The sequence below is a fragment of the Streptomyces sp. SID486 genome (genome assembly GCF_009865385.1).
Lineage (GTDB): Bacteria > Actinomycetota > Actinomycetes > Streptomycetales > Streptomycetaceae > Streptomyces.
In genome coordinates this window covers 1-20,116 of the sequence record NZ_WWJT01000052.1, presented here as the reverse complement: position 1 = coordinate 20,116, position 20,116 = coordinate 1, and the positions used below count along the sequence as shown (strand labels likewise).

15 protein-coding genes and 3 pseudogenes are annotated in these 20,116 nt (G+C 73.3%); 10 read left to right on the top strand and 8 right to left on the bottom strand.

The features are described from left to right. The 3 genes from GT045_RS02845 to GT045_RS02835 all read left to right on the top strand — a co-directional run. The coding region (locus GT045_RS02845) for an SIS domain-containing protein (RefSeq protein ID WP_161333175.1) at positions 1 to 977 on the top strand (977 nt) is incomplete at its 5' end. A 94-nt stretch (positions 978 to 1,071) separates the two neighbouring features. Further along, on the top strand, positions 1,072 to 2,223 hold the full coding sequence (manA, locus tag GT045_RS02840) for a mannose-6-phosphate isomerase, class I (protein ID WP_161333174.1): 1,152 nt from the start codon (positions 1,072 to 1,074) through the stop codon (positions 2,221 to 2,223). 177 nt (positions 2,224 to 2,400) lie between these two features. After that, positions 2,401 to 3,381, top strand: a complete 981-nt coding sequence (locus GT045_RS02835; protein ID WP_161333173.1) for a cation diffusion facilitator family transporter — start codon at positions 2,401 to 2,403, stop codon at positions 3,379 to 3,381. A gap of 446 nt (positions 3,382 to 3,827) precedes the next feature. On the opposite strand, the gene GT045_RS02830 is transcribed toward GT045_RS02835, so the two are convergent. Continuing rightward, positions 3,828 to 6,044, bottom strand: a complete 2,217-nt coding sequence (locus tag GT045_RS02830) for a fructose-specific PTS transporter subunit EIIC (RefSeq protein WP_161333172.1) — start codon at positions 6,042 to 6,044, stop codon at positions 3,828 to 3,830. Positions 6,045 to 6,505: 461 nt separating this feature from the next. Here GT045_RS02830 and ahcY point away from each other — a divergent pair, with 461 nt between their 5' ends. The 3 genes and pseudogenes from ahcY to GT045_RS39410 form a co-directional block, all read left to right on the top strand. Further along, entirely contained in the window at positions 6,506 to 7,963 is a 1,458-nt protein-coding gene (ahcY, locus tag GT045_RS02825; RefSeq protein ID WP_161289870.1) for an adenosylhomocysteinase, read from the top strand. Between the two features lie 457 nt (positions 7,964 to 8,420). After that, positions 8,421 to 8,882, top strand: a pseudogene (locus GT045_RS02820) (hypothetical protein); the annotation flags it as partial. Positions 8,883 to 8,884: 2 nt separating this feature from the next. Then, positions 8,885 to 9,082, top strand: a pseudogene (locus GT045_RS39410) (DedA family protein); the annotation flags it as partial. Between the two features lie 129 nt (positions 9,083 to 9,211). On the opposite strand, the gene GT045_RS02810 reads toward GT045_RS39410, so the two are convergent. The 3 genes and pseudogenes from GT045_RS02810 to GT045_RS02800 all read right to left on the bottom strand — a co-directional run. Then, positions 9,212 to 10,846 carry an amidohydrolase gene (locus GT045_RS02810; protein WP_161333171.1) on the bottom strand — a complete coding sequence of 545 codons (1,635 nt, stop codon included), beginning with the start codon at positions 10,844 to 10,846 and terminating at the stop codon, positions 9,212 to 9,214. A 483-nt stretch (positions 10,847 to 11,329) separates the two neighbouring features. Further along, positions 11,330 to 12,103, bottom strand: a complete 774-nt coding sequence (locus tag GT045_RS40640; RefSeq protein ID WP_345942530.1) for a TetR family transcriptional regulator C-terminal domain-containing protein — start codon at positions 12,101 to 12,103, stop codon at positions 11,330 to 11,332. 15 nt (positions 12,104 to 12,118) lie between these two features. Beyond that, a pseudogene (locus GT045_RS02800) lies at positions 12,119 to 12,361 on the bottom strand (TetR family transcriptional regulator); the annotation flags it as partial. A 91-nt stretch (positions 12,362 to 12,452) separates the two neighbouring features. Here GT045_RS02800 and GT045_RS02795 point away from each other — a divergent pair. From GT045_RS02795 to GT045_RS02780, 4 genes are all read left to right on the top strand, one after another. Further along, entirely contained in the window at positions 12,453 to 13,931 is a 1,479-nt protein-coding gene (locus GT045_RS02795; RefSeq protein ID WP_161333170.1) for a cytosine permease, read from the top strand. Between the two features lie 230 nt (positions 13,932 to 14,161). Beyond that, positions 14,162 to 14,509, top strand: a complete 348-nt coding sequence (locus tag GT045_RS02790; protein WP_161293369.1) for a VOC family protein — start codon at positions 14,162 to 14,164, stop codon at positions 14,507 to 14,509. Between the two features lie 77 nt (positions 14,510 to 14,586). Further along, positions 14,587 to 14,946 carry a DUF779 domain-containing protein gene (locus tag GT045_RS02785; protein ID WP_161293367.1) on the top strand — a complete coding sequence of 120 codons (360 nt, stop codon included), beginning with the start codon at positions 14,587 to 14,589 and terminating at the stop codon, positions 14,944 to 14,946. 75 nt (positions 14,947 to 15,021) lie between these two features. Further along, on the top strand, positions 15,022 to 16,275 hold the full coding sequence (locus GT045_RS02780) for a phosphodiester glycosidase family protein (RefSeq protein ID WP_345942529.1): 1,254 nt from the start codon (positions 15,022 to 15,024) through the stop codon (positions 16,273 to 16,275). A 12-nt stretch (positions 16,276 to 16,287) separates the two neighbouring features. On the opposite strand, the gene GT045_RS02775 is transcribed toward GT045_RS02780, so the two are convergent. From GT045_RS02775 to GT045_RS02760, 4 genes are all read right to left on the bottom strand, one after another. Next, the gene (locus GT045_RS02775; protein WP_059247976.1) at positions 16,288 to 16,482 is read right to left on the bottom strand and encodes a hypothetical protein; all 195 of its coding nucleotides are present in this window, start codon (positions 16,480 to 16,482) and stop codon (positions 16,288 to 16,290) included. Positions 16,483 to 16,678: 196 nt separating this feature from the next. Next, positions 16,679 to 17,755 carry an acyl-CoA dehydrogenase family protein gene (locus tag GT045_RS02770; protein WP_161333169.1) on the bottom strand — a complete coding sequence of 359 codons (1,077 nt, stop codon included), beginning with the start codon at positions 17,753 to 17,755 and terminating at the stop codon, positions 16,679 to 16,681. Beyond that, a complete protein-coding gene (locus tag GT045_RS02765; protein ID WP_161333168.1) occupies positions 17,752 to 18,933 on the bottom strand; it encodes an acyl-CoA dehydrogenase family protein in 1,182 nt (393 codons plus the stop codon). Before GT045_RS02765 ends, GT045_RS02770 begins: the two co-directional genes overlap by 4 nt. After that, positions 18,930 to 19,895: an NADPH:quinone oxidoreductase family protein gene (locus tag GT045_RS02760; protein WP_161293361.1), complete on the bottom strand. Its 966-nt coding sequence runs from the start codon at positions 19,893 to 19,895 to the stop codon at positions 18,930 to 18,932. The genes GT045_RS02765 and GT045_RS02760 overlap by 4 nt, the downstream gene beginning before the upstream one ends. Positions 19,896 to 20,116 lie beyond the last annotated feature (221 nt).

Genomic DNA, 20,116 nt, shown 5'->3' with positions numbered 1-20,116 from the left:
GCCGCCCCCGCGCGGTCCTCATCGCCGGCCCCGGCGCCGCCGCCACCCACACCGCCGACCTCCTCGGCACGCTGGCCGGCGTCGGCAGCCCCGTCGTCCGGCTCGCCCCCGACGGCGTCGCCCCGGCCGCGGGCGCCCTGCGCTGGGAACTGCCCGGCTGGACCGGCTCCGTGGACCTGCTGCTGATCGCCACACCGGACGGCACCGAACCGAGCCTCTCCCTCCTCGCCGACCAGGCGTACCGCCGCGGCTGCTCGGTCGTCGGCGTGGCCCCGCCCGACACCCCGCTCGCCGAGGCCGTCGCCGGTGCGCACGGCCTGTTCGTGCCGATGGCCACGGCGCCGTACGACCAGGAGGAACCGCTCGCCGCGTCCTCTCCGGGCGTCTTCTGGGCGCTGCTGACCCCGCTGCTGGCCGTGCTCGACCGGATCGGCCTGCTCGCCGCCCCGCCGGACGCCCTGGAGAAGGTCGCCGACCGCCTGGACCACATCGCGGAGCGCTGCGGCCCCGCCATCGCCACCTACAGCAACCCCGCCAAGACCCTCGCCGCCGAACTCGCCGACGCGCTGCCCGTCGTGTGGACCGAGGGCACGTCGGCCGGTCCGGCGGGCCGGCGCTTCGCCGCCGCCCTCGCCGAACTCGCCGGCCGCCCCGCCCTCGTCGCCGAACTGCCCGAGGCGCTCGCCGCGCACAGCGCCCTGCTGGCCGGCCCGCTCGCCGCCAGCGCCGACCCGGACGACTTCTTCCGCGACCGCGTGGAGGAGCCGCCCGCGCTGCACGCGCGCGTGGTGCTGCTCCGCGACCGCCCCCTCAGCGGCCTCAGCGCGGCCCCCGCCGCCCGGGACGTGGCCCTCAGCCACGACGCCCCGATCAGCGAACTCGAACCGGAGGAGGGCGGCGAACTGGAGACCCTCGCGGAGCTGATCGCCGTCACGGATTTCGCCGCCGTTTACCTGGCGCTCGCTTCGGGGGCCTGATCTGGCTCCTGGCCGACCGTCCGCGCCCAGCCACGGCGCGGGACGAAGCGACAACGCCGGCCGAGCCGCGCACGTACGGAGACAGAGAAGACACATGGACCGCCTCGACAACACCGTCCGCCCCTACGCCTGGGGCTCCACCACCGCCATCCCGCACCTCCTCGGCGTCGAGCCGAGCGGCGAACCCCAGGCGGAGATGTGGATGGGCGCGCACCCCGGTGCGCCGTCGCGCACCGCGCGCGGGACCCTCGTCGAGGTCATCGAGGCCGACCCGGAGCGTGAACTCGGCGCCCGCGCGGTCGCCAGGTTCGGCCCGCGTCTGCCGTTCCTGCTCAAGATCCTCGCCGCCGGAGCGCCCCTGTCCCTCCAGGTGCACCCCGACCTGAAGCAGGCCGAGGAGGGGTACGCGGACGAGGAGCGGCGCGGCGTCCCGCTCGACGCCCCGCACCGCAACTACAAGGACGCCAACCACAAGCCCGAACTGATCTGCGCGCTCACCGAGTTCGACGGCCTGTGCGGCTTCCGCGACCCGCTCCAGGCCGCGGGCCTGCTCGACGGGCTCGGCGTCGACTCCCTCAAGCCGTACGTCGACCTGCTGCACGCCCACCCCGCGGACGCGGCCCTGCGCGAGGTTCTCACCGCGATCCTCGGCGCCGACCCGCGGGAGATGGCCCACACCGTCGCCGAGGCCACCGCCGCCTGCACCCGGCTCGGCGGCGACTACGCCCCGTACGCCGACATCGCCCACCACTACCCGGGCGACCCCGGCGTCATCGCGGCCATGCTGCTCAACCACGTCCGGCTGCAGCCCGGCGAGGCACTCTTCCTCGGCGCCGGCATCCCGCACGCCTACCTCAGCGGCCTCGGCGTCGAGATCATGGCCAACTCCGACAACGTCCTGCGCTGCGGCCTGACACCCAAGCACGTCGACGTCCCCGAACTCCTGCGCATCGTCCGCTTCGAGGCGAGCGACCCGGGCGCACTGCGCCCCGAGGCGTCCCCGGACGACGAGGAGGTCTACGCCACGCCGATCGACGAGTTCCGGCTCTCCCGGTACGTCCTCGCCGCCGGCGGCACCGCCCACGACCTCACCCGGGACACCCCGCAGATCCTGCTCTGCACGTCCGGCACCGTCCGTGCGGGCGAGCACGACCTGGGCCCCGGCCACTCGGTCTTCGTCCCGGCCGGCGAGAAGGCGGAGATCTCGGGCGCGGGCACGGTCTTCCGCGCCACCGTGATCGTATGACCAGGGCTGTGGACAGTCGGTGGATCATATGACCGCGGTTGTGGATACCTGACGCACCGGTGCCCGGCCGGGCTGCGAGAATGACCCACCGGCAAAGGCCGGGCAAAGCCGGGCACCCGTACGGACGGACCCAGAGGGCGGCAGAGGCCGACACAGGCGAAGGGACAACGCGGACACATGAGCGCGTCAGGCGGTACCAGGGCGATCGTGGCGGCACTCGGCGCCAACCTCGCGATCGCGGCATCGAAGTTCGTGGCGTTCGCGTTCAGCGGCTCCTCCTCGATGCTCGCCGAGGGCGTCCACTCGCTCGCCGACTCCGGCAACCAGTTCCTGCTGCTCGTCGGCGGCAAGAAGGCGCAGCGCGAGGCGACCCCGCAGCACCCCTTCGGCTACGGCCGCGAGCGGTACATCTACGCCTTCCTGGTCTCGATCGTGCTCTTCTCCGTCGGCGGCATGTTCGCCATCTACGAGGGCTACGAGAAGGTCCGCCACCCCCACGAACTGGAGCACTGGTACTGGCCGGTCGGCGTCCTCGCCTTCGCGATCATCGCGGAGGGCTTCTCCTTCCGCACGGCGATCAAGGAGTCCAACGAGCTGCGCGGCAAGCTCTCCTGGGCCCAGTTCATCCGCCGCGCCAAGGCACCCGAGCTGCCCGTCGTCCTCCTGGAGGACTTCGGCGCGCTCATCGGTCTGGTCCTCGCCCTGGGCGGCGTCGGCCTCGCCCTGCTCACCGGCGACGGCGTCTGGGACGGCATCGGCACCGTCTGCATCGGTGTCCTGCTCGTCCTGATCGCCCTGGTGCTCGCCGCCGAGACCAAGTCGCTGCTGCTCGGTGAGGCCGCGGGCATCGAGGTCGTCAAGCAGATCGAGGCGGCGACCGTCGACGGCGACACGGTCACCCGCATCATCCACATGCGCACCCTGCACCTCGGCCCCGAGGAGCTGCTGGTCGCCGCGAAGATCGCCGTCCGGCACGACGACACCGCCACCGAGGTAGCGGCCGCCATCAACGCCGCCGAAGCCCGCATCCGCGCCGCCGTCCCCATCGCCCGCGTCATCTACCTGGAGCCGGACGTCTACAGCGAGGCCGAGGCCGCCAAGGGCCCGGACCCGGAGGCGACCCCGGGCGGCCCACCCCCGCACGCCCCCGCCCACTGACGCCGCCCGCCGACCTCCGCCCTCGGCTGTCGACCTCAGCCCTCCGCCTCCGGCTGCCGACCTCCGGCCACTGACCCCGGCTGCCGACCTCCGGCCACTGCCCCCGGCCGCTGGCCTCCGCCCACTCACCGCGGCCGCTGGCCTCCGGCCACTGCCCCCGGCCTCCGGCCGCTGGCCTCCGCCCACTCACCGCCGACCATGCCCCGGGCGGACGCCCGCGGCCACACGGCACGACACCGCGCTGCCGGGGAGAGACGGCCGGCGTCGGACCTGCCGTACGGGCCACGGCGCGGTACCGGCCGCCGCCCCGGCGTGCTGCTTGGCCAGCGGTCTCTCCTCCGCCGCGCTGCTGCCAGCGGTCTCTCCTCCGCCGTGCTGCTGCCAGCGGCCTCTCCTCCGCCGCGCTGCTGTCGCCGGCGGCCCGCCCCAGCCGGCCGCCGTGTCCTTCAGCCGACTTCGGCGAGCACCGCCAGTACCGCCTGCTCGTCCGGTGCCGTGAGCAGCCGCTCCCGGAACCCGGCGTCCATCAGCTTGCGGGACAGCAGGGCGAGGATCCGCAGATGCTCGTCACCGGCGGCCGCCTCCGGTACGGCGATCATGAAGATCAGCCGGGCTTTCGTACCGTCCAGCGAACCCCACTCGACGCCCTCGGCCGACCGCGCGAAACCGACGACCGGCGCCGTCACCGCGTCCGTCTTGGCGTGCGGGATCGCGATCTCCTCCCCGAGCCCGGTGGTCCCCTGCTCCTCACGGCGCAGTGCGGTGGCCACCAGCTCGGTCACATCGTCCACGCGGTCACTGCGCGCGAGCAGATCCGCCATCTCCCGGACGGCAGCCTCCTTCTCCGCCGCTCCGAGGGCCACCCGCACGGTGCGCTCGGTCAGGTACCCCGACAGCACCTCGGGCGCAGCCGCAGCCGCAGCCGTAGCCGCAGCCGCAGCCGCAGCCGCAGCCGTAGCCGTAGCCGCTGCCGTTGCCGCTGCCGTAGCAGCAGTCACTGCCGTAGCCGTAGCCGCGGTGCCCGTGCCCTGGGCAGGCGTCCCCTCCGCAGGGGCCGCATCCGCAGGGGCCGCATCCGCGTCGCCGCCCGCCGCCTCCGCACCGGTGCGCACGCCTTCCCCGGACGCCTGCGCCGGTATGACCGCTCCCGCGGTCGCCCCGGCCGGCACCGGGACGGCCCTACCGGCACTCCCGGCCGCCTCCGCACGCCCCCGGCGGCCACTCACGTCCACCAGCGCCACCGTCGCCAGCGCCGTCACCGTCGTGCCGGCCACCACGGCCACGAAGAACATCGGCACCCCGCTCACCGCGCCCAGCACCGCCACGATCGGCCCGCCGTGCGGCACCGCGTCCTTCACCCCGGTCACCCCCGCGACCGCGCCGGCCACCGCGCCGCCCAGCATGTTCGCCGGGATGACGTGAGCCGGCCGCGCCGCCGCGAACGGGATCGCACCCTCCGAGATACCGAAGCACCCCATGAACAGGGCCGCGAGACCCGTCTCCCGCTCCTGCTCGGTGTAGAGCCGCCGCCGGATCAGCGTGGCCAGGCCCTGGCCGAGCGGCATCACCGGGATCGCCGCCGCGCACATGCCCATCACCGTCTGGTTGCCGCTCGCGATGAGCCCCGCGCCGAACAGGAACGCCGTCTTGTTGACCGGTCCGCCCATGTCGAACGCGATCATCAGCCCCAGGATCGCGCCGAGCAGCACCGCGCTGGTTCCGGTCATACCGCCGAGCCAGCTCGTCAGGTGCTCGAACACCCAGGAGATCGGCTTGCCGATGACATAGATGAAGAACAGCCCGAGCGCCGTCGTCGCCACGATCGGGATCACGATGATCGGCATGATCGGCTGCACGAACCTCGGCACCCGGACCTTCTTGATCCACAGCACCAGATACCCGGCGAGGAACCCGGTGACGATCGCTCCGATGAAGCCCGCGCCGGCCTCGGAGTCGTACAGCGCCCCGGTGTTGGCGATCCAGCCCCCGATCATGCCCGGCACCAGCGCGGGCCGGTCGGCGATCGCGTAGGCGATGTAGCCCGACAGGACCGGGATCATCAGCTGGAAGCCGATCCCGCCCACCGCGTTGACGTGCGCCCAGAAGGTGCCCTCCGGGATCACGTAGCCCTTGGCCGTCGCATGTCCGCCGAGTGCCAGCGAGACCGCGATCAGCAGACCTCCGACGACCACGAACGGGATCATGTACGACACGCCGTTCATCAGCGCCTTGTACACCGGGCCCCGCTCCCGGCCGCCCGGCCAAGGCGCGGCCGGACCGTCAACGGCCCCGTCCGCCCCGTGCACGGGCGCCGACCGCACCCGCTCGATCAGCCGCTCCGGGTGGTGGACACCTTCCGCGACCCCGACCGCGAGCACCCGCTTGCCCACGAACCGGCTCAGGTCCACGTCCTTGTCGGCGGCGACGATGATGCCGTCCGCGCTACTGACATCGTTGTCATCCAGGATGTTCTCGGCCCCGATGGATCCCTGCGTCTCCACCTTCATCTCGATGCCCCGGCTCGCCGCGGCCTGTGCGAGCTTCTCCGCGGCCATGTACGTGTGCGCGATGCCCGTCGGGCAGGCGGTCACCGCCAGCAGCTTCAACGGCTGCCGTTCGTCATCGCGGCCACCCGTGGCGGGCGGCCCGGCCGGACCGGTCACGTCGATCTCCTCACGCTCGGGCGCACGCGCGGCACCGTCCCGAGGCGCCCCGCGAGCGGAACCGGAACTCCCGGTCCCCCTGCATCCTGCACCACCCCATCAGCGGCCCACCGACGGAAAAGTGCAGGTAAGCGTCGGTTTCATCGGCACTGGTTGCACGCTTTCCGCACAACCGCGGGCCCCCGCTCCGACCCCTCGGAACGCCTCGAAACCGACCGGGGGAATCAGCAGGCGGACTGGGGGCGACCGGGCCCTCCGGTGTAGCTTGGGACGGAGCCAGACGTCGCTGCTGATGGCGGTCGGGCGGTCCCGCACGGACCGGCCGAGGGAGAGAGGGCCTCCGACGGACTGCGCTGCGCGTACGTGGGCATGCCAGTGTCCTCATCTCGGGCATCGCTGTGCCCGCCGCCGCGCAGACCAGCCGTACCCACCTCGCCCCAAACCCCGAGGAGCAGCTCGCAATGACGACTGTCGAGAACCGACAGGACTTCAAGGTCGCCGATCTCTCGCTGGCCGAGTTCGGCCGCAAGGAGATCACCCTCGCCGAGCACGAGATGCCCGGCCTGATGGCGATCCGCAAGGAGTACGCCGAGGCGCAGCCGCTGGCCGGCGCCCGTGTCACCGGCTCCCTGCACATGACCGTGCAGACCGCCGTCCTCATCGAGACCCTGGTCGCCCTCGGCGCTCGCGTCCGCTGGGCCTCCTGCAACATCTTCTCCACCCAGGACCACGCGGCAGCCGCCATCGCCGTCGGCCCGAACGGCACCCCGGACAACCCCCAGGGCATCCCGGTCTTCGCCTGGAAGGGCGAGACGCTGGAGGAGTACTGGTGGTGCACCGAGCAGGCGCTGACCTGGCCGGACAGCCCCACCGGCGGCCCGAACATGATCCTGGACGACGGCGGTGACGCCACCCTCCTCGTCCACAAGGGCGTCGAGTACGAGAAGGACGGCAAGGTCCCCGGCCTGGAGACGGCCGAGTCCGACGAGCACCGCGTCATCCTCCAGCTGCTGCACCGCACCCTGGGCGAGAACCCCCAGAAGTGGACCCAGCTGGCCTCCGAGATCCGCGGCGTGACCGAGGAGACCACCACCGGTGTCCACCGCCTGTACGAGATGCAGCGCGACGGCGTCCTCCTCTTCCCGGCGATCAACGTCAACGACGCCGTCACCAAGTCGAAGTTCGACAACAAGTACGGCTGCCGCCACTCCCTCATCGACGGCATCAACCGCGCCACCGACGTCCTGATCGGCGGCAAGACCGCCGTCGTCTGCGGCTACGGCGACGTGGGCAAGGGCTGCGCCGAGTCCCTGCGCGGCCAGGGCGCCCGAGTGATCATCACCGAGATCGACCCGATCTGCGCCCTGCAGGCGGCGATGGACGGCTACCAGGTCACGACGCTGGACGAGGTCGTCGACAAGGCCGACATCTTCATCACCACGACCGGCAACAAGGACATCATCATGGCCGCGGACATGGCCAAGATGAAGCACCAGGCGATCGTCGGCAACATCGGTCACTTCGACAACGAGATCGACATGGCCGGCCTCGCCAAGATCCCGGGCATCGTCAAGGACGAGGTCAAGCCGCAGGTCCACACCTGGACGTTCCCCGACGGCAAGGTGATCATCGTCCTGTCCGAGGGCCGCCTGCTGAACCTGGGCAACGCCACCGGTCACCCGTCGTTCGTGATGTCCAACTCCTTCGCGGACCAGACCCTGGCCCAGATCGAGCTGTTCACCAAGCCCGACGCGTACCCGACCGGCGTGTACACGCTGCCCAAGCACCTCGACGAGAAGGTCGCCCGCCTCCACCTGGACAGCCTCGGCGTCAAGCTCACCAAGCTGCGCCCGGAGCAGGCCGCGTACATCGGCGTCGAGGTCGACGGCCCGTTCAAGTCAGACCACTACCGCTACTGAGCCGGTGCCCCGGGCGTCCGGTGATCTGGGAGTCCGGTGACCCGGCGTCCGGTGATCTGGGAATTCGGTGACCCGGCGGTTCGGGGACCGGCGGCCGTCCGGTGATGCGGAGCTCGGGTGGAGCCGTGGCCCGGTGATCCGGGTTCCGGTCAATCACCGGTCTCCGGCACCGGTCTCCGGTCCGCCGCAGGAAGTGCGCCGGTGCACCCACGCACTCCTCCTCGGCAGCAGATCCTCAGAGGCAGGCCCCCGCACCCCCGTGCCGGGGGCCTGCCCCTTTGGCTTCCGAGCCCGGAGGCCACGGCCTCCTCCGGCCCCCGAGCCCGGAGGCCACGGCCTCCTCCGGCCCCCGAGGACCCGCGACCTCCCGGCACCTACGACCTACGGCTTCCGGAGCCTTCGGCCTCCGGAACCTTCGGCTCCCGGCTGGACCAGCCCGTCACGACTCAGGACCCCCATGCCCCACGGCCGCTATTCGCTGCACGATCCGCACGATCACACCCCCCTCGCAGAAGAGCACTTCCAGTGCGCCCCCGGCCCGTCCGGCTGGCGCTACGTCTCCCGGCTGACCGGCCCCGCCGGCGACCACCGCGGATCGGTCGACCTCGCCCTGGACGACCTCGGGCGTCCTCTACGCCTCGAACTGCACGCGGGCGGCTGGCAGGTGCGCGGCGCCGCCCTCGACGGCGTCACCTGGGTCCGCACCGACCCCACCGGAACCCAGGCCACCGAAGGCAATGTGCGCGCCCACGCCTTCACCGGCACGTCCCCCGCGTTCCTGGTCGCCACCGCCCGTCTCCTGCGCCTCACCCCCTCGTCCACCGCGACCCGCGTACGCCTCGTGGCCTTCACCGACCCGGTCCTCGCCCCCCGCACCGTGGACCAGTCCTGGGCTCTGGTGAACAGCGAAGCACACGCCAATGGCAGACCGTCGGCGGTCTGCTGTGGTCGCAGGCGCTGGTCCTGGCCGGGTTCACCCTGGGCGCCTCGGTTCCGCACATCGACGACTACCTGCTGCCGCTGGTCGGCCTGGTCGTCGTCCTGTCGCTGCTGCCGCTCCTGCCGGAGGCCCGCCGCGCCCGCCGCGCCCGCCAGGAACGACGCGACTCATCGGACTGACCTCCGGCCGCCGCGATCGAGCCGCCCGGCACCTCCCCGCGGACCGCCACTCGAAGGCCGCCCGTACCCGCCCGCAGCACCGCGCCCGTCCTCCCCCCTCCTCCGGCCTCCTCCGACCGCGCCGTCCCGCTACAGCTGAGGTCCCCGGTGCGTGATCCGCCCCGACACCGCCGTGAGCAGCACCGGCAGCTCGGCCAGCCCGGTGTCGGGCACCCTCAGCGGGTCGTCGGCCAGCACGGTCAGGTCGGCGCGGTGGCCGACAGCAAGACGTCCGGCGTGGTCCTCCTCCCCCGCGGCCCAGGCGGCGTTGACGGTCATGCCCTGCAGCGCCTGGAGCGGGGTGAGGGCCTGGCCGGGGCCATGCGGCGGAAGGGAGAGGTCCGCGGGCCGGCGGTGCCGGGCGCCGGCCATGACCTGGAGCGGCGGGTACGGCGCGATGGGCCAGTCGGAGCCGAGGACGACCCGTGCCCCGGCCTCCCACAGGTCACGGCAGCGGAAGGCGCGCCCCGCCCGCTCCTCGCCGAGCCGGCGCGACCAGTTGTCGGTGTGGTCCGCCCGGGTGAACTCGCAGCAGTGGGTGGGCTGCATCGAGGCGGCGACGCCGAGTGGCGCGAAGCGTCGTACGGTGTCGTCGGGCACGGTCTCGATGTGCTCGACCCGGTGCCGGACGACGCCCGGACCGTCCGCCCCGCCACTGTCGGCCTGGGCCATTTCCACGGCGTCGAGTACGTGCCGCACAGCCGCGTCGCCGATGGCGTGGGTCGCCGTGGGAACACCGGCGCGGTGGAGTGCCGCGATCACCTGGGTGTAGCGGAGCGGGTCGGGCCAGTGAGCGTGGCCGGACTCGCCGTGGCAGTCGGGGGTCTCGAGCCAGGCGGTGCCGTTGTCGATGGTGCCGTCCATGAAGAGCTTCACGCCCGCCACCCGCCACAGGGTGCCGCCGGTGCCCTGCGCACGGACGAGACCGGCGACGGCGTCGTCGTCCGCCTCGGGCCGGCACCAGGGAGCGATCCGCAGACGCAGGGGCAGGGCGCCTTCGGCCTCCAGGGCGGCGTAGACGGCGAGGCTGTCCCCGTTAGCGTCCATGGCGTGGCCGCCGGTGAGTCCGGAGGCGGCCATGGCGGCCAGCACCTCGGCGGCACGGCTGCGGATCTCGGCGTCGGTGGGCCGGGGGGCGACCGCCTCGACGAGTTCGCAGGCCGCGTCCTCCAGCAGCAGGCCGGTGGGCCGGCCGGCGTCGTCGCAGACGATCTCCGAGCCCTGACCGAAGGTGCGCGGGCCGTCGATGCCCGCCAGTTCCAGCGCGCGGTCGCTGGCCAGCGCCGAGTGCGCGTCGAACAGGTCGACGAGGGCGGGCACCCCGTCGAGGACGGGGCCGAGGGCCGCGCTGCCGACGGGTGCGGTGCCGAAGACGTTGGGGTCCAGGCCCCAGCCGCGTACCCAGGCGCCGGGCCGCAGTTCCCGCACCGCCGCGGCGAGCGCGGCCCGTACGGCGTCCAGGTCGCGGCAGGTGGACAGGTCGACACCCATGGTGCGTTCGGCGCCGGAGACCGGGTGCAGGTGCCCGTCGGTGAACCCCGCGCTGACCACCGCTCCACGCAGGTCGACGACGGTGGTGCGGGACCCGGCGAGGGCCCGGGCGTCCCGGTCGTCACCGAGGAAGCTGATCCGCCCCCGTTCCGCGGCGAGCGCGGTGTGCGGGAGGAACCGGCCCGTACCGGGGTCGAGCAGCCGGGCGGAGAGCAGGACGAGATCGGCGGCCACGGGGGCTCCTTCGCTCATGAGGGGGGCAGGCGTCAATGACGGAGGGGGCGGCAGGGGTGAGGCGGGCGACAGGGGGATCAGGCCGAATGCAGTCGGCACGGGGATCTGGCGGACGGCAGGCGGCGCGGGGGTCTGGCGGACGGCAGGACGGGCGGCGCGGGGGTCTGGCGGACGGCAAGGGGGGTGATGCACGCGTGAGACGGGCGCGGGAGTCGGACGGGGGCGGGAGCAAACGTGGGCCAGGGGTAGCGGAGGCCGGCCAACGCGGCCGAGGTCGACGGGGTCAAAGGTGGGTGGAGGCGGGTGGAGGCGGTAGCGGGCAGCCCCCGTAACGCGCAGTCAGCCGTCAGACGGGGGTCGGCCGTCAGGCGGGGGCCAGCCGCTGGACACAGGTCAGCCGGTGGACACAGGTCAGCTGGTGGGCACAAGTCAGCCGGTGGGCACAAGTCAGCCGTTAGACACAGGTCAGCTGGTGGGCACGGGTCAGCCGGTGGGGTGGTCCAGCGTGCCGGGTGGCAGGCCGAGTTCGCGTTCCGCAGTCGTGACCGGCATACGGAGCACCGCGGCCGGTCGCTGCGGAGTCGCGGTGTTCGCGTGGACGCCCAGGCCGTCGAGGACGACCAGGATCTGGATGGCGGTGGCCCGCGGATCGTCCGTGCCGAACTCGCCGGTGGTCACTCCGTCCCGGATCAGCGCTTCGAGCCGGTCGCGCCAGGCGGTCTCCTGCTCGGCGACGCGGTCCCGGAGCACGGGCCGGTAACGGCTGAGGTGGCGGGCGTTGATCCACAGCCGGCTGATCGCGTCGTACTCCTCTCCCGAGGTACGGGCGAGGAATCGCGCCAGACGTCGGGTGGGCGTACCCGCGAGCGAGGCGGCCGGCACCGGGCGGTCGAGTTCCTCCGCCCCGGCGCGGCCGGCCGGCGACCGGTTGCCGAACTCGCGCACCTCGCCGAGGCCGGCCGACGGCTCGCCGTCGAACTCGCCCGGCCCCCCTCGGCCCGCCGCAGACCGACCGCCGAAGCCCCGGCCTCCGGCGCGCTCGGCCAACGGCTCACCGTCAGACTCTCCGCCCCCAGCACGCCCGACCGACGGCTCACCCTCAGGCCCCCCGACCCCAGCACGCCCGACCGACGGCTCACCCTCAAACCCCCCGACCCCAGCACGCCCGACCGACGACTCACCCTCCGGCTCCCCGACCCCAGCACGCCCGACCGACGACTCACCCTCCGGCTCCCCCGCCTCGCCGCTCTCACCGATCTCACCAAGCTCGCCCGGCAGTAGCCGGTCCAGCTCACCGGTCGCGGCGCTGCCGAACGCCTCGGCGACGAGGTCCTCGGCCGATGGGAAGTAGTGGCTGATCAGCCCGGGGCGGACGGCGAGATCCTCGGCGATCCGGCGCAGGGTGACGCACTCCAGTCCCTCGGCGAGGGCGACAGCCGCCGCGGCCCCGACGATCTCGGCCCGCCGGGCGGCGGGGTCCTTGCGGATCCGCTTGCGCTGAACGCTTGACGACATGTCGGCGATGCTATTGAGTGTGCGACCAATAAGCAACTGGTCACCTGCCCAATAAGCGACCAGGCCGATCCCACCGCTTCCGGAGGGCCCCATGGCGTCCACGCTCCCCGACCCGCACCCCGGCCCGCGGCCCACACCTCTCGACGGCACCACCGACGGCACCACCGCATACCGGGACACCGGGCATACCGGGCACACCGGGCACACCGGCGGCGTCGAGGCGCACGGCATCGACCACATCCCGGATTCCGAACGCCGCGGGCGCCCGGGCGAGCTGTTCTCCGTGTGGGCCGCCGCGAACGTCAACTACCTGAGCCTGGTCGTGGGCGGCAGCCTGGTGCTGATGGGGCTGACCCTGTGGCAGGCCCTCGCGGTGATCGTCGTCGGCAATCTGTTCTGGCTGCTCACCGGCCTGCTGGCGGTCCCGGGCCCGGTGGCGGGCGCGCCGAGCGAGGTCGTCACCCGGGCCATGTACGGGGTGCGCGGGAACCGGGTGAACAACGCGGTGACCGGCTGGCTCATCTCCGTGTGCTACTTCGCGCTGAACCTGGCCGCCGCGGCGACCGCGGCCTTCGCCCTGGTGGACAGGGCCGGACTGCCGGTGAACACCGGGGTGAAGGCCGCGGTGGTGGTGCTCGTCGCCACCGTCACGCTCGCCATCAGCGTCTACGGCCATGCCGCGATCGTCCGGCTCTACCTGCCCGTCACCCTGGTCCTGACGGCGGTGTTCGCCGCGGTGGGGGTGGTGGTGCTGCGGCACACGGACGTCGGATACGTCCCCGAGCGGCCGCTGACGGGCACCGCCCTGTGGGCGACGCTGCCGGCCGGTGTCGCCCTCATCGCCTCGGGGCCGCTCTCCTACACCACGAGCGCGGACTTCTCCCGCTATCTGCCCCGCAGCACGCCCGCGAGGGCGGTGGCGGGCTGGACTGCGTTCGGCGGCTTCGTGTCGAGCGTCCTGGTGTGCGGGCTCGGCGCGTGTGCGGCGACCGCCGTCGACATGAACGACCCGGAGTCCTCGCTCCAGCCGCTGCTGCCCGGCTGGTTCCGTCCGGTCTTCCTGCTCGCGCTGGTCCTCGGCACGGTCGCGCTGAACGCGCTGACGGCCTACAGCGCCGGTCTCGCCCTGCAGGCGGTCGGCCTGCGCATCCGGCGCTCGCTCAGCGTCCTCGTCGACGGCGCCGTGTCGGTCTCCCTGACCTTGTACGCGCTGCTCGTCTCGGACTTCCTCGGCACCGTCGGCGACGTGCTCCAGCTGACCGTGCTCCTGCTCGGCCCGAGCACGGCCGTCTACGCCACGGACATCCTGCTGCGCCGCAACCGCTACGACGGCCCCGCCCTCGCCGACGAGTCCCCTGCCGGGCCCTTCTGGTACACCGGCGGAGTCAACTGGTCCGGGGCGCTGGCCCTCGGGGCGGGTGTGGCCGCCTCCGCGCTGTGCGTCGACACCGCCTACACCGGCCCCGTGGCCGCCGCCCTGGGCGGCGTCGACCTGGCCCTGCCCGCCGGGATGGCGGTGGCTTCGGCGCTGTACGCCCTGCTGATGCGACACGTCCGCGACACCGCCTGACCAGGTTCCCCCCCGGCCCCGCACCGGAGCGGCCCGCCACACCGGCCGAGCACCCCGACCGACCCCGCACCCCGGTCCGGCACCCGACCGCTTCGGCACCCGACCGACCCGCCACACCGGCCGAGCACCCGGGCGGGCCGGCATCCCGACCGAGCCCGACCGGAGCGGTGACGCGTACGCCTGACTACGCTGACCCCTCGTCAGAGCCGACGACCAGGGGGAGCCCGATCATGTCCGTACGCCGTGTCGTGCCCAACATCCAGTCGACCGTCCTGCCCGAAAGCGCGGAGTTCTACGGCGTCCTGGGCCTGGAGCAGGTCATGGACCACGGGTGGATCAGGACGCTCGCCTCCACCGGGAACCCGGCCGTCCAGCTGAGCCTCATGAGTGAGGATCTGACCGCTCCGGTGGCCCCGGACCTGAGCATCGAGGTCGAGGACGTCGACGCGGCCTACGCGGCGATGCGGGAGCGCGGCGCGGAGATCGTGCACCCGCTGACCGACGAGGAGTGGGGAGTGCGGCGGTTCTTCGTCCGGGACCCGGGCGGCCGGGTCGTCAACGTGCTCGGCCACCGGTGAACGACGCCTTCTGGACGCGCTGCTGACCGACCGTGAGACTGGACCGGTCGGCACCCCGGCCGTCCAGGAGGGCGAAGATGGACGAGGAGACCCCGCGCGTCGAACTCACCCCGTCGGCGGCGGACCTGGTGCGCCGTCTGCGAACCGAACACGGCCCGCTGATGTTCCACCAGTCCGGCGGCTGCTGCGACGGCAGCGCCCCCATGTGCTACCCCGACGGCGAGTTCCGCACCGGCGGCTCGGACGTGCTGCTGGCGGAGCTGGCGGTGGAGGGCGTGCCGGAGCCCGTCACGTTCTGGATGTCGCGCAGCCAGTACGAGCTGTGGAGCCACACCCGGCTGATCGTGGACGTCGTGCCGGGACGGGGCAGCGGTTTCTCGCTGGAGGCACCCGACGGGGTGCGTTTTCTCACCCGTTCTCGCGTCGTCGACGCCTAGTCGGCCCTGCGGCTCCCTGAGTCTGGTGCACTGCCCCTGCACACAGGAGCAGTTGACGAGACGTCAGGGGACACGGTGACCAGACGCGGCAGACGTTCGGCGGCGGGCCGAACGGTTCTCACGGTTGTCACGGCGTTCGTCGTGCTGTCCGGCGCGACTCCGGCGGGTGCGGCACCGACGGGTGCGGCACCCGCCGGTGCCGCGTCCGCGGGCAAGCGGATCGCACCGGGCGTCACCTACCGGCAGTTCGACATCGAGACGGCCGGGGGGACGGCCCGTGCCCACCTGCTCACGGTGGACCTGGCCGATCCGCACGTCCGTGTCGACCTGCTCCACCCGGGCGTGGTGGCGGCCCGCGCGACCGTCTCCCGGCTGGCGGACTCGGCCGGGGCGGTCGCCGGGGTGAACGGGGACTTCTTCGACATCACCGAGACGCAGCACCCGGGTGTGGAGGCCACCGGCGCGGCCGTCGGACCCGCCGTGGCGGCCGGCCAGGCGCTCAAGGCGGCGGTGCCGAAGGGCCAGCGGTTCGGGCCGGCGCTGCCTCCGGGCACGAACACCCTGGAGGTCTTCGGTGTGGGCACCGACCGGCGGGCCAGGCTCGACCGCCTCTCCCTGACCGGCACCGTCGGCACACCGCAGGGCCGGCTGCCCCTGAAGGGCCTCAACCAGTACGCCCTGCCGGTGAACTCGGTCGGCGCCTTCACCGCGCGCTGGGGCAGCGCCTCACGGGTGCGCGCCGTCTGCGGCACCGACACCCAGCGGTCGGCGCCGTGCAGCGACGACACCTACGAGGTGAAGGTGCGCGGGGGCCGGGTGGTGTCCGCCTCGGACGCCCCGGGCAGCGGCACGATCCCCGCCGACACCACGGTGCTGCTGGGCCGTGAGGACGGCGCACGGCAGCTGCGCGGGCTGTCGGTCGGCGACCCGGTGGATATCACGCACTCCCTGGTGGCGGCCTCGTCCAAGGTGCCGTACGCGTTCGCGATCGGCGGCTTTCCGGTACTGCGGGGCGGCACCCCGCTGTCCGGTCTGAACGACGTCACCTCGGCCGTGCGCACGGTCGTGGGCACCAAGGACGACGGGCGGCGACTGCTGCTCCTGGCGCTGGACGGCGCCGCCGCCTACCGCTCCGGCCTGACCGTCGCGGAGGAGGCGGACACCATGCGGTCGCTGGGCGCCACCGACGCCTTCAACCTGGACGGCGGCGGCTCCACGGAGATGGTCACCCGTGGCACGGACGAGACCACGGTGACCGTGCGCAACCACCCGAGCGGCGGCGCCGAGCGCCCCGTGCCCAACGGCATCGGCGTCTTCTCGGCGGCCTGAGCGCCGGCCGGGTCAGGGCCGCAGGCTGCTCACCAGGTCCGCGGTCGCGGTGAGCCCGCTGTGGATGGTGGGCGCCATGCTCGTGCTGGCCAGATAGAAACCCAGCAGCATGCAGACCAGGGCGTGGGAGACCTTCAGCGCGCCGTTGCGCATGAAGATCACGGCCAGGATCAGGAGCAGCAGCACCACAGAGATGGAAATCGCCATCGGAACCCCTTCCGCCACGCCCCATGTGCGGCGTTCGGCCGCAAGTGTGGCGTAGCGGAGGCTTCGTCCGGGCGGCTGACATGTCCTCCGATCGTGTGGTGTCACGCGGAGGGGTGGGCGTCGAGGAAGGGCTCCGGGCGGGCCCGCTGGGGGTGAGCGCGTCCCGCCCCCGCCCGGACCGGCCCGGTGTCCGGGGTCAGGGCGCCTGGAGATCGACCAGTTCCGCCAGCGCCGAGCGGTGCGCGCCGGCCGTGCCGTACGCGATCGAGTCGGCCTTGGCCCGCTTCAGGTACAGGTGGACCGGGTGTTCCCAGGTCATGCCGAGCCCGCCGTGCAGTTGCAGCGCCTCCTCGGTGGCGTGGACGGCGACGGGTGCCGCGTAGGCCTGCGCGACGGCCACCGAGACGTCGGTGTCCTCGCCACAGGCCAGCGCGTCGGCGGCGGCACGGGCGGCGGCCCGCAGGTGGACGACCTCCAGCCACAGCTGGGCGAGCCGGTGCTTGAGTGCCTGGAAGCCGCCGACCGGCCGGTTGAACTGCTTGCGCTCCTTCAGGTACCGGACCGTCTCGGTCAGCGCCCAGTCGGCCACGCCGAGCTGCTCGGAGGCGAGCAGTCCGGCGGCGGCCCGCAGGGCGCGGCGTACGGCGGGAGCGGCGTCGCCCAGCCGTCGGGCGCCACGCACCCCGTCCAGGGTGACGCGGGCGAGCGGCCGGGTGAGGTCGAGGGACACCTGCGGGGTGATCGTCGCGGCGGAGGCCGGTACCGCGTACAGACCGCCGTCGTCGGCGGGCACCAGCAGCACGTCGGCGATCGCCGCGTCGGCGATGCCGGTCAGCTCGCCGTGCAGCGCGCCGTCCTCCACCCGTACGGCCGGGCAGCCGGCCCCCGGGGCGGTGTGCAGACCGACGGCGAGGACCCCGATCGTCGTCGCCGACGCCAGCTCGGCGAGCAGGTCGTCCGCCCCGCACTCCAGCAGAGCCTCGGTGGCGACGACGGCGCTCGACAGGTAGGGCACGGGTGCCACGGCGCGGCCCAGCTCCTCCAGCACCACGGCGGCCTCGCGATGGCCGGCGCCCTGGCCGCCCAGTTCCTCGGGCACCAGCAGGCCGGCCAGGCCCATGCCGCCGGCGAGCGACTTCCACAGCGGCATGTCGTGCGGGGCGTCCGTCTCGGTGCGGGCGATGACGCCGGCCGGGGCGCAGTGGTCCGTGAGCAGGTCGCGGACGGCGGCCCGCAGCGCCTCTTCCTCCTCGGAGTACAGGAGATCGGTCATCGGGCCAGGTCCTTCCAGGCGACGTCCTTGTCGGTGCGCGGCTCGGCGGGCAGCCCCAGTACGCGCTCGGCGACGATGTTCAGCAGCACCTCGCTGGTACCGCCCTCGATGCTGTTGCCCTTGGAGCGCAGGTAGCGGTAGCCGGCGTCGCGGCCGGTGAAGTCGACGAGTTCGGGGCGGCGCATGGTCCAGTCGTCGTACGACAGCCCCTCCTCGCCGCGCAGCTCCACCTCCAGGCCGCTGATCTCCTGGTTGAGGCGGGCGAAGGCGAGCTTCATGCCGGATCCCTCGGGGCCGGGCTGTCCGGCGACGAGCTGCTGGCGCAGCCGCTCGCCGGTGAACCGGGCCACCTCCGCCTCGACCCAGAGCTTGAGCAGCCGCTGGTGCAGCTCGTGGGTGCGCAGTCCGGGGCGTTCGCGCCAGGTCTTCGCGACCGGACCGATCATGCCGCCCTCGCGGGGCAGGGCCATGCCGCCGATGGAGACGCGCTCGTTCATCAGGGTGGTCTGCGCGACCCGCCAGCCGTCGCCGACCTCGCCGAGGCGGTGGCTGTCGGGGATGCGGACGTCGGTGAGGAAGACCTCGTTGAACTCGGCCTCGCCGGTGATCTGGCGCAGCGGCCGGACCTCGACGCCCGGATCGGTCATGTCGCAGACGAAGTAGGTGATGCCCTGGTGCTTGGGCACGGTCGGGTCGGTGCGGGCGATGAGGATGGCCCAGCGGGCGAGGTGGGCGCTGGAGGTCCACACCTTCTGCCCGTTGACGACCCAGTCGTCACCTTCCCGGACGGCCCGGGTGCCGAGCGCGGCCAGGTCGGAGCCGGCGCCGGGTTCGCTGAAGAGCTGGCACCAGACCTCCTCACCGGTCCACAGGGGTCGCAGGAAGCGCCGCTTCTGCTCCTCGGTGCCGTACTTGAGGATCGTCGGCGCGGCCATGCCGAGGCCGATGCCGATGCGCCGGGGGTCGTTGTCGGGGGCGCCGGCGGCCTGGAGCTCGGCGTCCACCACGCCCTGGAGGGAGCGCGGGGCGCCCAGTCCGCCGAGGCCCTCGGGGTAGTGCACCCAGGCGAGGCCGGCGTCGAAGCGGGCGCGCAGGAAGTCCAGGCGGCCGGTGTCGGCCGGCGGGTGGGCGGCCAGCAACTCCCTGGTGCGGCGCGTCAGTTCCGCGGCGTCGGTCATGCCGCCCCCTCCCCCACCACGGCGATCCGGCCGGTGGACCGGCCGTCCGCGACCCGCTGCACGGCCCGTGCGGCCTCGCTCAGCGGGACCCGCTCGCTGACCAGCGGCTTGACGGCGCCCCGGGCGGCCAGCCCGGTGAGCTGCTCGTGGCAGTGCTGGACCAGCTTGGGGTTCTGGGTGTTGTACAGGCCCCAGTGCAGGCCGAGGATCGAGTAGTTCTTCACCAGGGCGTGGTTGAGCGCGGGGCTCGGGACCGTGCCGCTGGCGAAGCCGACGATCACGATCCGGCCCTCGAAGGCGGCCAGCTTGGCCGACTGCGCGTAGGCCTCGCCGCCGACGGGGTCGTAGATCACGTCCGCGCCCCGGCCGCCGGTGGCCTCCTTCACTGCGCCGACGACGTCCTCGGCACGCCGGTCGACGACCACGTCACAGCCCAGCTCACGGGCGACGGCGGCCTTGTCCGCACCGCCCACGACACCGATCACCGTGGCGCCGGCGGCCTTGCCGAGCTGCACGGCGGCACTGCCCACACCGCCGGCGGCGGCGTGCACGAGCAGGGTCTCCCCCGCCTCCAGGCGGGCGCGGCGGTGCAGACCGAACCAGCCGGTCTGGTAGCCGATGTGCAGCGCGGCGGCCTCGGCGTCGTCCAGCGACTCGGGGGCGGGCAGCAGGGCGCCGGCGTCGGCGAGGACGTACTCGGCGAAACCGCCGTGGGGCAGCGCCGGGTTGGCGATCACCCGGCGGCCGTCCTCGGTCTCGCCGCAGATCTCCACGCCGGGTGTGAACGGCAGCGGCGGGCGCACCTGGTACTGGCCCCGGCACAGCAGGGCGTCCGGGAAGTTGACGTTGGCGGCGCGCACCCGCAGCAGCACCTGGCCGTCGCCGGGGGTGGGGCGCTCCACCTCCGCCAGGCGCATCACCTCGCCGGGCTCGCCGTTCTCGTGCACTTGCCATGCCTGCATGCGGGGCCTCCACGGGACTGCTTTGTCTGACCGGGTCCGATCGCATACTAAGCGGTCGCTTGCCGATCAGGGAACAGTTCACCGGTCTCACTTGCCGGCGGTGGCCGCGACCGCACGTGAGATCAGGGAACGGTCCGCCGGTCTCACTTACCGGCCGCGGGCCGCACCCGCACGTGAGATCAGGAACGGTCCGCCGGTCTCACTTACCGGCCGCGGGCCGC

What these genes read in the sequence shown, in the direction of transcription:
- ahcY (WP_161289870.1), top strand. Translation starts at nt 6,506, where the DNA reads ATGACGACTGTCGAGAACCGACAGGACTTCAAGGTCGCCGATCTCTCG.
- GT045_RS02765 (WP_161333168.1), bottom strand. Translation starts at nt 18,933, where the DNA reads ATGACCGACGCCGCGGAACTGACGCGCCGCACCAGGGAGTTGCTGGCC.
- GT045_RS02835 (WP_161333173.1), top strand. Translation starts at nt 2,401, where the DNA reads ATGAGCGCGTCAGGCGGTACCAGGGCGATCGTGGCGGCACTCGGCGCC.
- manA (WP_161333174.1), top strand. Translation starts at nt 1,072, where the DNA reads ATGGACCGCCTCGACAACACCGTCCGCCCCTACGCCTGGGGCTCCACC.
- GT045_RS02775 (WP_059247976.1), bottom strand. Translation starts at nt 16,482, where the DNA reads ATGGCGATTTCCATCTCTGTGGTGCTGCTGCTCCTGATCCTGGCCGTG.
- GT045_RS02760 (WP_161293361.1), bottom strand. Translation starts at nt 19,895, where the DNA reads ATGCAGGCATGGCAAGTGCACGAGAACGGCGAGCCCGGCGAGGTGATG.
- GT045_RS02790 (WP_161293369.1), top strand. Translation starts at nt 14,162, where the DNA reads ATGTCCGTACGCCGTGTCGTGCCCAACATCCAGTCGACCGTCCTGCCC.
- GT045_RS02770 (WP_161333169.1), bottom strand. Translation starts at nt 17,755, where the DNA reads ATGACCGATCTCCTGTACTCCGAGGAGGAAGAGGCGCTGCGGGCCGCC.
- GT045_RS02795 (WP_161333170.1), top strand. Translation starts at nt 12,453, where the DNA reads ATGGCGTCCACGCTCCCCGACCCGCACCCCGGCCCGCGGCCCACACCT.
- GT045_RS02785 (WP_161293367.1), top strand. Translation starts at nt 14,587, where the DNA reads ATGGACGAGGAGACCCCGCGCGTCGAACTCACCCCGTCGGCGGCGGAC.